Below are 14,007 nucleotides of genomic sequence, written 5' to 3' on the forward strand. Positions count from 1 at the left end.
TAGCCCCTGCCGCCGCCTCAACAACGCATCCCACCACCCCAAACCCGCGCGGGCCTATGACGTCGCCGTTGCCTATCGTCTGGCTCCCGTTGGTAAGTTGGGTGAAATGGCTGAACGCAGCCAGACACCCCGCGCCCGCTGGCGTTCCCGTGGTTGCCGCAGGTTGACCGAAAAGCGCCCCGCCGCCACGGGCACACCGCGACCCTATGACGGCATGGCTTGTGGACACATTGGCGAAATCCCCGTTGCAGCCGATGGCCTTAACGGTCTTGTTGTTCGTGGCAAGACGCCCGGCCTGACTGAATGAGGAGAGCTGGCCGCAGTTGATGAAATAGCCGTTGCCCATGCGCTGAATATAGCCAGTGTAGAGGCCCGCCCCGTTGGCGTCGAAACGCATCCGTCAAAGATCATCACGGGGGCGTAATTCAGGTTTCCGGCAGCGTTGTCATAGGCAACGAAAGACCCCGTGCCGCTGCGCTGGAGGGTCAGATTCCTGATCACGCATTGGTTCGGCAGGCTGCTTGCCATGGTGGTTCCCCGGTCGCGCAGGATCGTGGTGGCCACCGCCGCAGGGTTTGCCGCCTCAATGGTCAGCGGCCATTCGGTGGTCACGCCCGGTGTGCGGATCGGGCGCTGAAAATATGGGTGCCTTCCAGCAGCCGGATCACGCCGCCATCAGTGAAGTTGCGCCCGAAATTGGCGTTGTTGAACGCCCGCAGCGCCGTTGCCGCTGCGTCCAGTGTAGCGTAAGGGTTCGCTGCCGCCGTGGCCGGGTTGGTGGACACGGTCGGGGTGGCCCCGGCCCCGGCGGCATCGACATAGGCATAAGCGGTGCCGAACGCCCCGGTGCGGTTGCACAAGGCGCGCAGCGTGGTCAGGTTCGGGCTGGGGTAGGCGTCGGCATCGGTGCTGATGGTAAAGGCAGCCCCGACCCAAGGATAGATCACCGCATCGACCGTCAGGGTGGCCCCATTGGCAAAACCCGACAGGTCCAGCCCGGCGGCAAAATGCGGGACAGTGAAGCCCGAGGCGGAATAGGTGATCGGCGTCAGCACGGAGACCGTCTGTTCTACGGTCGTAGCACCATCGGTTATGATGAACTTTACAGCCGCCACCGGCCGGCCGTTGCGGGCATGGGCATGGGCCACAACCAGCCGCGCGGTATAGGTCGAATCCGCGATGATTTCCCGGTCAGGCCGCAGCCAATGCGCGATGGGTGCGGGATAGGGCCGTTCGCTGGCGTTCGTGACCCCGGCGATCATGTCACCGGCATAGACGTAATCAGACAGCACCGCCCCGCCCGCCGTCAGACTGGCCTGATCCGGGAAAGGCAGCCGCAGCCGCTTGGTGCAGGTCAGCCCATTCGTGACCGTCACCGCCGACCCTGCCGCATCGAACCCCTGACGCTGCACGGTGACCGCTTGCGCCACCGCCGCCGCAGGATCGGATGCGGCGACCGTCCATCCGTCCGCATTGACCGTCTGGAAGGGGGTATTGGCGGGGGCCTGGCTGCCGTGCTCCGGCAAAATGACGGGGACCAGCCCCAGCGACAGCCCCGGCATCAGCGCAACCCTACCAGGCCGCTGGCGGTGGTTCCGGTGGCCAGCACATGGCTGACGCGCAGCGGATAGATCATGCCACCCAGCACACCTGTCAGTGTGACCGTATCCCCGCTGACCATGGTGACCCGCAGAGTGCCGGGGCCACCGACATAAATTGCGCGCGTTGCAAGGGTCAGGGGCTGCGTGTCGCTTGCAGAGATGGGGGTCGCGCCTTCTGCCGGGGAATCCAGTCCGGCCTGATGGGTCTTGAAAACATCTGACATATCTTTTGCTTCCTGATTGTGGCCGCCTGGGCCGGTCAGGAGCAGAACTCGCACAACAGGACTAAAGAAGCTGTCGGCCAGCGCACAACCGCTTTACACACCGTTAATGCTTTACACATGGTTAACCATGCACTTCGCATCCTGTCCGGTGCCGGACGATCCGCCCGACACTCAGCCGTAGTAGCTGTAGCCGTATTCCTTGCCCATGAACCGGCACTTGTTCAGCACGACGCCCATCACATTGGTCTGGGTGGCAAGCTCGCGCTCGCAGGTGTCGATTTCCTTGACCGTTGTGGTCTCGGCCTCGGCGACCAGCAGCACACAGTCAACTTGCCCGGCAAAGGCCATGGCATCGTCGCTGACCAGCATGGGCGGCATGTCAAAGATCATCAGGTCAGGCGCATAGCGGGCCTCGATGTCGGCCAGAATGGCCTGTACGCCAGAGCCGTGCAGCAGTTCTGCCGGATTGCGCACCGCAGCATCGGTCAGGGCAAAGGCCAGATTGTGATTGAAACACAGCGCGGCCTCGGCAAAATCAGCCTGCCCCTGCAGCACCTCGGCAAAGCTCTTGACGGGTTTCTGACCCAGCGTCCGGGCCAGAGAGGGGCGGCGCAGATCGAGTTCTGTCACGATGGTGCGGAGGTCGGGCTGCCGGGACAGGCTGAAGCCGAGGTTCAGGGTGATCGTGCTTTTGCCGCAGCCAGGGGTGGGCGAGGTGATGGCTAGCCTGCACCACTTGTTGGCGCGCATGGTCTGCAACACCTTGGTCCGCATCACGTCAAACGGGGCGGCGTCCTGTCCGCCCGTCAGGGTCATGATCCGGGCCTTTTTCAGCACATCCGCATCGGGCGACAGGGGCGACAAGGCAAGCCAGGCTGCGTCAGCGGCCATCTCCGGGCCTGACTGCAAAGCCTCCAGCACCGCTTGCGCCTCGGATCTTGCGGGCACGGCGGGCGCATCTGCGCGGGCATCTGCGCGCGCAACGCGGGCTTTGGCCAGGGCTTCCTGTATCTTTTCCATCGTCTGTCTTCCCTTATGTCCCGCCTGCCGCGTCAGTAAAAGCGTTGCAGTGTCTGCTCCAGCAGCAGGTCAAGCGGCATGTAACGCACATGAATCACCCAAAGCCCTGCAGCAATCACCAGCAGCACCAGCACGACCCCGCCCCAGATCGTTAGAGTGCGCCGCAACACTTCACCCTTTGTGCGCAGATAGGGCAAAGTGGCAAAGGGCGTGATGCCAAGACCGTTGCTCAGATCCACCGGGCGGCGGATGCCGGCCTTGAAGGCCTCCAGCAAGGCCACCAGCGCCAGCCCAAGGAACAACCCGCCCCCCACACCACCGGCGGCAATCAGCGGGCGGTTCGGGCTTGTGGGTTCGCGCGGTGCAATCGCCTGTTCGATCACGGAGATCCGCTGGCCTTTGGACAAGGCCTCGATCATGTCGCCGGTTTCCGCCTTTGCCTTGTTCTGGACGGCCGCGTTGTATTGCTGGCGCGTGGCCGCATAATCGCGCTCGAGGGTTTCCAGCGACACGGCATTGCTGGGGGTCGCCGCGATGGACGCCGTCACGGCATCAATCTCGGCCTGGATCTGTGCCCTTTGCTGGTCCAGAAAGCCCAGCTGACCATCCAGATCGGCAAGCTGGACCTCAAAGGCGGACAGCCGTTGGCCATCCTCTCCGACAGCCGCGCCGGTGACCTGCCCTTCCACCACGCGTTCCAGTGCCGCGATCTGGGACGTCAGAAGCCTGACCCTGGGGTTCTCGGGGGACAGCACGGCCAAAGCCCCGGACAATTCATTGCGCAGGGTCTGCAGCTGGGCCTGTTCAGGGGTGCGCTGACTGGCAGGGACAGTCTCATTTGCACCGGCGGCAGCCTCGTGCAGCCGCACCATCCGTGCCCGGCGGTCACGCAGTTCTGCATCCGTGCGTTCGATCTGCAACAACCGCTCCTGTGCGGCCGCCTGCTGGGTGCGGCGGAAATCAAGGCTGTCGGGCAAAGCGGTCATGTTGCGCTCGGTGAACTCAAGGATCACGGCGGCCTTCTGCGCCAGTTCCCGGTCCAGCCGTGCCACCTCCTGCACAAAGAAATCCAGTGTCTGCCGGGCCACCCCGGTCCGCATCGCCACGTCTTCGCGCAGGATCAGGGTCACGATCTCATTGGTCACCGCGGCTGCCAGATCCGATGATGGCGCGGTGAAGCCAACCGTCACAATGGTCGCCTGCACATCGCTGCGCCGCTGTGCCGGAGAGCTTCCGACCGTCCGGATGGAAATACGCTGCCGCAGATCTTCGACAATCTCTTCCGCGCTGAGCGGCCGTCTGCCATCCGCGGTCCGCGCGGCATAGATCCCCAGCCGGTTGGCCATCTCGATCAGAATGTCGCGGGTCAGGATGCGCTGCTGGATGATCTGCAGCTGCTCTGTGGCCTGGGTGCGCACGGTCGAGGCTGCCAGCTCATCGGGAATCTGTTCGGATTCCACCACCAGCCGCGCTTCGGCGGAATAAACCGTGGGCAGCATCCGCGCCAGGGTGATGCCAAGCGCCGAACAGAGGATGACGATCAGTATGAACCAATGAAGCCGCCGCAGAAAAAGCGTGGCGTAGAAACGCAAATCCATTCTTCAGGTGCCCTTCTGTTGGCTGGTGACGCTTACAAACGCCGGGCCTTGTTCTTCCAGACTGCCCGCAAAGAACACGCCGTCATCCAGAACCTGCTGTACCGTCAGGCGCGTAACCTTCAGGGTATTTTTCGTATACGCATAGACCATTGCAAAATCACAAAGTTGATTGACCAGCCGGGGCACGCCGCCAGACGCATCATGCACCAGATCGGCGGCGGGCAGGCTGAAGATGTCGGGCGCGCCGCCGGCAACCTCCAGACGATGCCGGATATAGGCACGCACCGTCTGCGCGTCCATCGCCGGCAGGTGAAACGCGGCCGAGACGCGCTGTGCGAACTGGCGCAGATCGGCGCGGCGCACGATGTCGCGCAATTCGGGCTGGCCGACCAGGACCAGTTGCAACAGCTCGTCCTTGTTGGCGTTGATATTGGTGAACATCCGCAGCTCTTCCAGACTTTCCCGGCTCAGGTTCTGGGCCTCGTCGAAAATCAGGATCACCCGCTTGCCGGCCGCATATTCGTCGATCAGATACTGCTGGAAACGTCCGAACAGATCAACATAGGTTTCCCCCGGCAAGGCCGGCTGGTCCAGTGCCAGCAGGACCCAGCGCAACAGCTCCCCCCGGTCGCCATGGGCATTCGACACCAGACCGATGCGCACATCTTCGGAAACCGTTTTCAGAAGGTGGTGCAGAAGCGTGGTCTTGCCGGCCCCGACCTCTCCGGTGATCAGCGTGATCGGCGCACGGGTCAGGATGCCGTATTCCAGCATGGAAAACGCACGGGCATGCGGCTTGGACCAATACAAAAAGTCCGGGTCCGGGACGAGCGAGAAGGGGCGCTCTTTCAGCCCGAAAAACTCTGTATAGATGTTCAAACTGCTGCCCATACCCGCCCGGCCACTACTGTATCACTCAATGCCCTGCAGATCCTTGACGAAAATAGAGGCCAGCGTGTGGCGATCGGAAAAAAACTCAGCGCCGCTATACAGGAAGTCAGGCCATGACGCGAGGCTGTGCTCTGCTGCAGTGCAGTATACACAAACACCCTCACCGACAAGATGAAGCCGCCGCAACCAGGGCGGGATTTCCCGAGACCCCGTGCCGCAATGCACCGGCGGCCTCATTTTCGGGCGCCTTGATCAAGACTTGCACCGATAGGGGTATGATTGCACAGGATGTGGAAACAATACCCGGTGTCAGCTTTTATTATTCTATTTCAAAGCCAAACGGATCTTATATGATGCCATGAAGATGACGAAAGGATTGTTGTCGAGGTTAAAAGTGTGTAAAGAATGAGAAGCTGTTGAATGAGATTCGAAGGATCGATTTCAGCGGTCAGCGCCTGAAAGTATGTATGTCCGCGGCGCAGGACCTTGTGAGTTTACAGTCGCTTGTGCTGCGTTGCGGCGACATTTGAGGCATTTATCATGACCGCGCATTATCATAATATTTTCGGATCTGCTGACGACGCCCACCCTGTGCTGCCAAGCCAGGAAACAATCCCCCGCCGGCGGCGGCTCTACCGCGGGATCGGCAAGCGCATCGTTGATGTGACGCTGGTGCTGATGGCGGCGCCGGTCATTCTGATTGTGATCGGCCTGCTGGCCTTGCTTGTCGCCCTGGATGGCGGACGGCCGTTTTATGTCCAGAAACGCGTTGGTCGCGGCGGCCGCATTTATACAATGTGGAAGCTGCGCTCGATGGTTGTCGATGCGGACAGCCGACTTGAGGCGCATCTGCGCCAGAATCCGGTCGCGCGGACAGAATGGGACAGCACGCAGAAGTTGAAATCCGATCCGCGGATCACGGCGTTCGGCCGGTTTATCCGGAAATCCTCGCTGGACGAGCTGCCACAGCTCTGGAACGTCTTCAAAGGCGACATGAGCCTTGTGGGGCCACGCCCCATGATGGTCAACCAGCAGGATCTTTACCCCGGCAAGGACTATTACGCCCTGCGTCCCGGCATCACCGGGCTTTGGCAGGTTTCGGCGCGCAACGACTCCACCTTTGCGGACCGCGCCCGCTTTGACGCGGAGTATAATCGCGACCTGTCCTTCGGGGCCGACATACGGCTCATTCTGGCCACTGTGCGCGTCGTGCTGCGGGCAACCGGGCACTGATTTCACCGCACTGTGCGGGCGGCCAAAAGAAATTTTGGAATCGCATATTTTGTCAATGCTGACTTATGCTATGTGCATGAGCATCAGGCCCAGACGGGCCCTTTCCAGGAAAGACGGACCCTCATATGCCCATGTTGCGCGCTTCCGCTCTGCTTCTGAGCACGTTTCTGGTCCTCTCCGGATGTCAGAGTTCTGAAGAGAAGGCCGAGGGCTATTTCCAGTCTGGCCTGACCCTTCTGGCCGCTGGCGATGAAGAGCGCGCGCTGGTCGAATTCCGCAATGTGTTCAAATATGACGGCTTCCACAAGGACGCCCGCAAAACCTATGCCGATATCCTGGTGAAACGGGGCGATCTGCGCGAGGCTTATGGCCAGTATCTGCGACTGATCGAGCAATACCCCGACACGGTCGAGGTCCGTCAGACACTGGCCGAAATGGCTCTGGCGCAGGGCAATTTTGACGAGACGGAACGTCATGGGCGTGCCGCCCTGCAACTGGCCCCGGATGCACCCGACGTGCAGGCGATTGGTCTGGCCCTCGACTACCGCGCTGCCGTCCTCGCCCGGGATGTTGGGGCGGAAGCCGACATCGCCCGCAAGGCCGAAGCCTTGCAGGCAGGGCTGCCGCAAAATCTGGTCCTGCGGCGCATCCTGATCGACAACAGGATGCGTGGCCCCGAGCCGCAGACCGCCCTTGCGCAAATCGACGCGGCTCTGGAGATTGAGCCGGAGAGTTTCGAGTTTCACAGCATGCGGCTGAGCCTTCTCGGGCAGGCCGAGGATGTCGCGGGATTTGGGCAACAGCTGAAAACCATGGTTGCGCTGTTTCCGGAAAACGAAGAGCTGAAAGCCTCCATGATCCGCTGGCTCATGGTGCAGGGCGATACCGCCGGTGCCGAGGCCTTTCTGCGGGATCAGGCGGGCGATCTGACAGCTGACCCCAAGGGCCATCTGGAGGTGGTTTACCTGCTCAGCACAACCAAAGGCCGGGAGGCGGCGCAGGCCGAGCTGGAACAGCTGATCGCGGCCAATGCCGGGACTGCGAACGCTGATCTTTATGGGGCCTTTCTGGCCACCATGACTTTTGAGGACGGGCAGAACGATCAGGCCATTGCGCAACTTGGCGCCATTCTGGAAACAGCCGCGCCTTCGGATCAGACCCGCAAACTTATGACCATGCAGGCCCAGATGCTGGATCGCACCGGCGCACGCGACAAAGCCGAGGTTCTGGTTGAAAAGATCCTGACCGAAGACGCCAGCAACGTCGATGCCCTGAAACTCCGGGCCGCCTGGCATATCGCCGCCGACCGCGCAGGTCTGGCGATACAGGATTTGCGGACCGCCCAGGGTCAGGCCCCGCGCGACCCGCAGATCATGACCCTGATGGCCGCCGCCTATGAGCGGGATGGCAACCGTGATCTTGCCGCCGAACAATTGGCCAAAGCGTTTGAGGTCTCCCGGGCCGCACCGGACGAATCGCTGCGTTACGCCAGTTTTCTGCTGCAGCAAGGCCGGCCACAGGTGGCAGAGACTGTCCTGACGGATGCGCGCCGGGCGTCTCCGGCCCATGTCGGGGTCTTGCAGGCCCTGGCCGAGGTGCTGCTGGAAAATGCGAAATGGCCGCAGGCGCGTGAAGTGGCCGACACCTTGCGCCAGCTCGGCACCCCCGAAACCCTCGCAGCCGCCGAACGGATTCAGGCGGCCACGTTGTTCGGGCAGGACAGGATGGATGAAGGCCTGGCCTTGCTGGAAGCCCAGGCGGCGGCCAGCAGCGATGATGTCCGGCCTTCGGTCACCGTGGTGATGATCCAGATCCGCGCAGGCAGAACCAATGAGGCCCGCAGCTTTCTGGACGAGGCGCTGAAGAAGGCGCCAAATGATCCGACCCTTCGCGTGCTGAGCGCAAATGTCGATGCCCTTCTGGGCAAGACCACCGAAGCCGAGGCCGCGTATCGTGCCCTGATCTCTGATGATCCGACAGCCGATCTGCCGGTCCGCATGCTGTATGGGCTGCTGGTCAGCGAGAGCCGCGATGCCGATGCCCGCGCGGTGCTGGACGCCGGTCTGGAGGCGCAGCCCGACAATGAAAGCCTGCTCTGGACCCGGGCGGGCCTGCTGGAACGGGACGGCAGGTTCGACGAGACGATTGCGATCTACGAGAAACTTTATGAGCGCAACAGCTCGAACATTGTAGCCGCCAACAACCTTGCCAGCATGATCACCAGCTACCGGGACGATCCCGAAAGTCTGGAGCGGGCCTATGCGATCGCGCGGCGCCTGCGCGACAGCCCGGTGCCCGCCTTTCAGGATACCTATGGCTGGATCGAATACCGGCGCGGCAATCCGGACGTGGCCCTGAAATATCTGGAACCCGCGGCAAAAGGCTTGCCCGACGATCCGCTGGCACAGTTTCACCTTGGCATGGCCTATGCTGATCTGGGCCGCAAGGACGAGGCCATCGCACAATTGCGCCGGGCTCTGGAGCTGGGGGCGGGGCGTGATCTGCCGCAACTCAGGCAGGCCGAAGAGAAACTGGGCGCGCTGACCGCAGCCCCGTAAAAAGCCGGCAGACCCTGCACCTCCCTATGGTTAAGATCTGTGGATAAGTTGTACTCCTGCCACGTTGCGCAGATGAGATCCGTCACGCGAAGGTTCCATGCCATTCTCACTTTCGGGATTTTGAGTTTCCGTCTACAGATAAAAACAACAGCCTTGCCACATCACGGACCGGCAGCACCGCAAGGGCAGGCCCCCGTAGGAGAAATGACCATGTCACGACAGATCTTCACTTTGTGTGCCGGGGTCCTTGCCCTGCTTGCCAGTTTTGCCACCGGAGCCATGGCCCAGGACGGCTACCGCCTGCGCAGTGGCGATACGTTGCGCGTCGAGGTGCTGGAAGATCCAAGCCTCAACCGTGCGGTCCTTGTGGCACCCGACGGGCGCATCGCCCTGCCGCTGGCGGGCGGTATTCCGGCAGCAGGCCGCACCCTCGAAGCGGTGCAGGGTGAGCTTGCCTCAAAACTCGCCCCGAACTTTGCCGCCCCGCCCACCGTGTTTGTGGCACTGGAGCGCCAGAGGGACATCGTCCCGTCCGGCCAGTCGGCAAAAGAGGCGGTGATTTCGGTCTTCGTGATGGGCGAGGCCACCCGGCCCGGCAAGCTTGACCTGACGCCCGGCACCACAGTTCTGCAGGCTTTTGCCCAGATGGGCGGATTCAGCAAGTTTGCGGCAACCAAACGCATTCAGCTGCGCCGCGGCGCACAAAGCTGGACCCTGAATTACAAGGCGATCGAGGCCGGAACCAGCACGGCGGGCGACACCGTTCTGGCGGAAGGCGATGTCCTCGTCATCCCGCAACGAAAACTGTTCGAATAAGGACAGATGGATATGGACCGGTTCCTGCCTGCAACCCTTGGTGCCGCCTGTCTGGTGGCAGGGCTTGTCCTGCCCGGCATGGCGCAGGCGCAGGAGCCGGGCGGTCTGCGTCTGACCTTCGGGATCGATCAGGGCCTTCACTGGCGCGACAACCCCGACCTTGATATCCCGTCTTCCGGCACTGAGGCCACCAGCCGCACCCAGCTGCGCTTTGGCCTTGTGGCTGAAACCCGCATCCAGCGTCTGGCTTTCGATCTTGGCGGAACGGTGGTTGCGGGCAATGGGTCAGAAAAAGGCCTCACCACGCCCTCTGCCACGCTGGCCTATCGTCTGGAAAGCGCCGCGACCGCCCTGGAGCTGGAGGCGTTTTTGCGCGAGGCGGATGTTGATACGCTGGATTTCATCTTTGGCGGTGACGATCTGGATGCGCCTGTCGTGACAGCGGTCACAGGGTCCGGCACCCGCCGTCAGACCGGGGCCACGGCTTCGGTCGAATTCGGTCGTGATGCGCCGTTCGGGGGCCGTTTCTCTTTGGGGCGCACCGAAACCGATTACGTTGACACAACCGATCCCAGCCTGATCGACAACCACCGTACCACGGCACGGCTGGCCTTGCGCTTTGATCTGACCGAGGTCACCAGCGCGACCACCACCCTGTCCGCCACCCGGCTGGAAGAGGCGGGCGCGCCGCGCGAGGACACCGAAACCCTGACGATCGGCCTGACCCACAGCCGGCCCGACGGGGCCTATAGCGCCAGCATGACCATTGGCCGCACTGAGGATGGCACGCGCGAGTCGCTCAGCTTTGGCCGCAGCCTTGATCTGCCGGCCGGGCAACTTTCGGCCAGCCTCGGCCTCAGCCGTCCGGTCACCGGAAAGACCCAAGGGATCGGCACGCTGGACTGGCAACAGGATCTGGCGCACGCGACCTTCCGGCTGGGTCTGGCCCGCTCTGTCACCGGCAATGACCGGGATGAAGAAACCCGCGTCTCGCGTCTGACCCTGTCTTATGCGCAGGAACTGACGCCCACCCTTGGCCTGAACCTGTCGGCAGGTCTGCAGGACAGCAGCGAAACCCAGACCGGCCTGTCCAGCCGCACCACCAACCTGAGCGCCAGCCTGCGCCAGGAACTGGCACAGGACTGGGGACTCAATCTGGGGGTCACCCACAGGATCAAGGATGACAGCGCTGCCGGACGGGCAAGATCCAACGGTGTGTTCCTGTCGCTCAGCCGGGATTTCGTGTTTTATCCCTAAGCTTCCCGCCGCGCGTGCGAAGGCTTCCCCGGATGCAGGCCATCACAAGCTTGCAGCCCGGCGAATCACGGTTTCGCGACCGGCCGGGGCCGCTGTGGCCCGGCAGACATGACAGCACATCGCCGGAGCAGGACATTGCAGGAACAGAACGGTTGTCCACGATTTGCGCGATACTCGGCGCGCGCCATCGTGACTGTCAACCATAAAGAAACAGTGTGCCTGAAAGACGTGAAAAACAAGGCTGATCGCGATCTGATCTCAGCAGATTGCCCTTGAAATTATCGCCATTTTGCCTCATTGTTAACTCAAGTTAACGGCAACGTGTTTCGAATCAAAAGACGATGCCGTTACGAGGAAAAGCAATGTATTTCCATTAGGGAGCTTAGGCTATGCTTGATTTTATTCGTACTACGGCACTGGGCGCTGTTGCGGCCCTCGCAATCGGTGCAACCTCTGCAGGGGCTGTCACCTTCGCATTTGACAGCAACGGCGGCAGCGGCACCGGTGTCGACAACGGCCCGGTCGGTGCATATGACTTCCAGATCTCGTTGGTCAGCAACAACAATGGCACGGGTGGTATCTACACCACCGCCACTGGCGTCGCAGATCAGGCCTATGAAGTCAGCGGTGTGTGGCAGTATTCGACATCTGATGTCGACGGATCAAGCTTCGACCCGTTCGGCTACTTCATCGACTCGGTTTTCATCAATCTGGTGCAGCTGAGCACGAACGGTATGCCCGCTCCGGCGTTCCAGAACGGTGTCTTCTCGTTCCTGGTTGCTGCTGGTCAGGCCTTCGGCTTCTACGCCTATGCCAATGACGGCATCCTCGGGTCGTCCACCAGCATTGCCTATGGCAACCTGACACCGGTTCCGCTGCCAGCTGGCGGCCTTCTGCTCCTGACCGCTCTGGGTGGGGTTGCGCTGGTGCGTCGTCGCAACAAAGCTGCAGCAGCAGCCTGATCGGTTCGCCATCACAGATCTTATGAACAGGGCACCTTCGGGTGCCCTGTTTGTTTTGCTGTGAAATCTCCGGGCCTCCCGCGGTTGTGAGCGGTGCGGCAAGCCAGAATATGGGCAGGCCCGGGGCCAGACGTCCAAAAGATAAACACTCCGTTTCCTGTGCCTGATCCTTGTGTATCCTGCTGGCCGGACAAAGCTTTTTCCCCTACAGTAAGCGCGATTTCATTCCAGTCCGGATACCCCCCATGACCTTTTCCACCAGTCAAAGCCCGTCCTTTGCCGTGAACCCGATCGGCCTTGGCTGGTTTGCGCTTCTGGTCGTGGCGGCGATCCCGGTGTACTGGATCGGCTTTGTCTCGCTCGGGGCGGCCTGGATCACCCCGGAATACAGCCACGGGCCGCTGATCCCGCTGATTTCGCTGTATCTGTTCCTGCGCGAATTGCGCGACTCCCCGGCCCCCGCACACCACAGCGTCATCAACCGCAAGCCCGGCATTGCCCTGATCCTGTTTTCCCTGGCGTTCGGCATTTTCGGCAACATGATCCGCATTCCCGATGTGGTGACCTATGCCTTTATCCTCTGGGTCGGCGGCGTGGTGCTGACCGTGATGGGATGGGAGCGTGGCAAGCGCCATCAGCTGCCGGTGCTGCACCTGATCTTCATGCTGCCGCTGCCGCAGATGCTGTTCTGGAAAATGACCATCTTCCTGCAGCTGGTGTCGTCCAACATCGGCGTCTGGTTTATTCAGCTGATGAACATCCCGGTGTTTCTGGAAGGCAATATCATCGACCTTGGGGTCTACAAACTGCAGGTGGCCGAGGCCTGTTCGGGGCTGCGCTATCTGTTCCCGATCCTGTCGTTCTCCTACCTGTTCGGCATCCTGTACCGGGGACCGTTCTGGCACAAAGCGGTGCTGTTCCTGATGGCAGCACCCCTGACCGTGCTGATGAACTCGTTCCGGATCGGGATGATCGGGGTTCTGGTCAACAGCTATGGCATTGGCCAGGCAGAAGGATTCCTGCACTTCTTTGAGGGCTGGGTGATCTTCGGCGCCTGTATCGGCATTCTGTTCCTGACCGCCATCGCCCTGCAGCGGCTGACGCCGAGCCCGATGTCCCTGTCGGAAACCATCGACCTTGATACCGCAGGCCTTGGCACGCAGATGCAGCGTATCACCGGCCTTGCCCCGGCGCGCGGGCTGGCCGTGGCCGCCCTGCTGACGCTGGTGATCGGGGCCGCCTTCGTGCTGACGCCCGAGCGCCCGGTGCAGACCGTGGCGCGCGAAGGCTTCTCCGGCTATCCGCGCGATCTGGGCGAATGGTCCGGCGCGGTGCAATCGCTGGAACCCGAGGTTGAACGGGTACTGGGCGCCACCGATTACATCAACGCCACCTATATGGCGGCGGGGGAACGCAGCTATGTGAACCTGTTCTCGGCCTGGTATGAAAAGCAGACCGAAGGCTCTGGCATCCACTCGCCCGAGGTCTGCCTGCCCGTCGGCGGCTGGGAGATTTTCTCGCTGACGCAGCACACGGTCAACCTGCCGGATTCGCCTTACGGCAGCTTTCCGGTCAACCGCGCCGTGATCCAGAAAGGCCTGTCCAAACAGCTGGTCTATTACTGGTTCGAACAGCGCGGCAAGCGCCAGACCAATGACTACGCCGCCAAGATCGGCGTGGTCTGGGACAGCCTGACCATCGGCCGCAGCGACGGTGCCATCGTCCGCTTTGTCACCCCGATTGAGGAGGGTGAAACCGAGGCAGAGGCAGAGGCCCGCATGCTGCGCCTGATGGCTCTGGCCCTGCCGGGACTGCCCCGGTTCATCCCGGAATAGCCGCGCGCGCCC

General features: G+C 62.0%; 11 protein-coding genes. 6 read left to right on the plus strand and 5 right to left on the minus strand.

Annotated features, from left to right (window positions below; genetic code table 11):
- Positions 1 to 608 precede the first annotated feature (608 nt).
- The 5 genes from Q7J44_RS20175 to Q7J44_RS20195 form a co-directional block, all read right to left on the minus strand.
- Positions 609 to 1,562, minus strand: a complete 954-nt coding sequence (locus Q7J44_RS20175; protein ID WP_304882912.1) for a hypothetical protein — start codon at positions 1,560 to 1,562, stop codon at positions 609 to 611.
- Entirely contained in the window at positions 1,562 to 1,825 is a 264-nt protein-coding gene (locus Q7J44_RS20180; protein WP_304882913.1) for a hypothetical protein, read from the minus strand. The genes Q7J44_RS20175 and Q7J44_RS20180 overlap by 1 nt, the downstream gene beginning before the upstream one ends.
- A 171-nt stretch (positions 1,826 to 1,996) precedes the next feature.
- The gene (locus Q7J44_RS20185; protein WP_304882914.1) at positions 1,997 to 2,845 is read right to left on the minus strand and encodes a CpsD/CapB family tyrosine-protein kinase; all 849 of its coding nucleotides are present in this window, start codon (positions 2,843 to 2,845) and stop codon (positions 1,997 to 1,999) included.
- A 32-nt stretch (positions 2,846 to 2,877) separates the two neighbouring features.
- Positions 2,878 to 4,443 carry a Wzz/FepE/Etk N-terminal domain-containing protein gene (locus Q7J44_RS20190; RefSeq protein ID WP_304882915.1) on the minus strand — a complete coding sequence of 522 codons (1,566 nt, stop codon included), beginning with the start codon at positions 4,441 to 4,443 and terminating at the stop codon, positions 2,878 to 2,880.
- A gap of 3 nt (positions 4,444 to 4,446) precedes the next feature.
- Positions 4,447 to 5,322, minus strand: a complete 876-nt coding sequence (locus tag Q7J44_RS20195; protein ID WP_370693046.1) for an ExeA family protein — start codon at positions 5,320 to 5,322, stop codon at positions 4,447 to 4,449.
- 552 nt (positions 5,323 to 5,874) lie between these two features.
- On the opposite strand from Q7J44_RS20195, the gene Q7J44_RS20200 reads away from it, so the two are divergent.
- The 6 genes from Q7J44_RS20200 (at position 5,875) to xrtD (ending at position 13,995) form a co-directional block, all read left to right on the plus strand.
- A complete protein-coding gene (locus Q7J44_RS20200) occupies positions 5,875 to 6,567 on the plus strand; it encodes a sugar transferase (RefSeq protein ID WP_304882917.1) in 693 nt (230 codons plus the stop codon).
- 125 nt (positions 6,568 to 6,692) lie between these two features.
- A complete protein-coding gene (locus Q7J44_RS20205) occupies positions 6,693 to 9,125 on the plus strand; it encodes a tetratricopeptide repeat protein (protein WP_304882918.1) in 2,433 nt (810 codons plus the stop codon).
- 210 nt (positions 9,126 to 9,335) lie between these two features.
- On the plus strand, positions 9,336 to 9,941 hold the full coding sequence (locus Q7J44_RS20210; RefSeq protein WP_304882919.1) for a polysaccharide biosynthesis/export family protein: 606 nt from the start codon (positions 9,336 to 9,338) through the stop codon (positions 9,939 to 9,941).
- A 12-nt stretch (positions 9,942 to 9,953) separates the two neighbouring features.
- Positions 9,954 to 11,198 (plus strand): hypothetical protein, encoded by a 1,245-nt coding sequence (locus Q7J44_RS20215; protein WP_304882920.1) that lies wholly within the window; start codon positions 9,954 to 9,956, stop codon positions 11,196 to 11,198.
- Between the two features lie 389 nt (positions 11,199 to 11,587).
- Entirely contained in the window at positions 11,588 to 12,160 is a 573-nt protein-coding gene (locus Q7J44_RS20220; RefSeq protein ID WP_304882921.1) for a VPLPA-CTERM sorting domain-containing protein, read from the plus strand.
- Between the two features lie 245 nt (positions 12,161 to 12,405).
- Positions 12,406 to 13,995: a VPLPA-CTERM-specific exosortase XrtD gene (gene xrtD, locus Q7J44_RS20225; protein WP_304882922.1), complete on the plus strand. Its 1,590-nt coding sequence runs from the start codon at positions 12,406 to 12,408 to the stop codon at positions 13,993 to 13,995.
- The last annotated feature ends 12 nt before the right edge of the window (positions 13,996 to 14,007 follow it).

This window comes from Pseudotabrizicola sp., assembly GCF_030656345.1.
Taxonomy (GTDB): Bacteria; Pseudomonadota; Alphaproteobacteria; order Rhodobacterales; family Rhodobacteraceae; genus Pseudotabrizicola.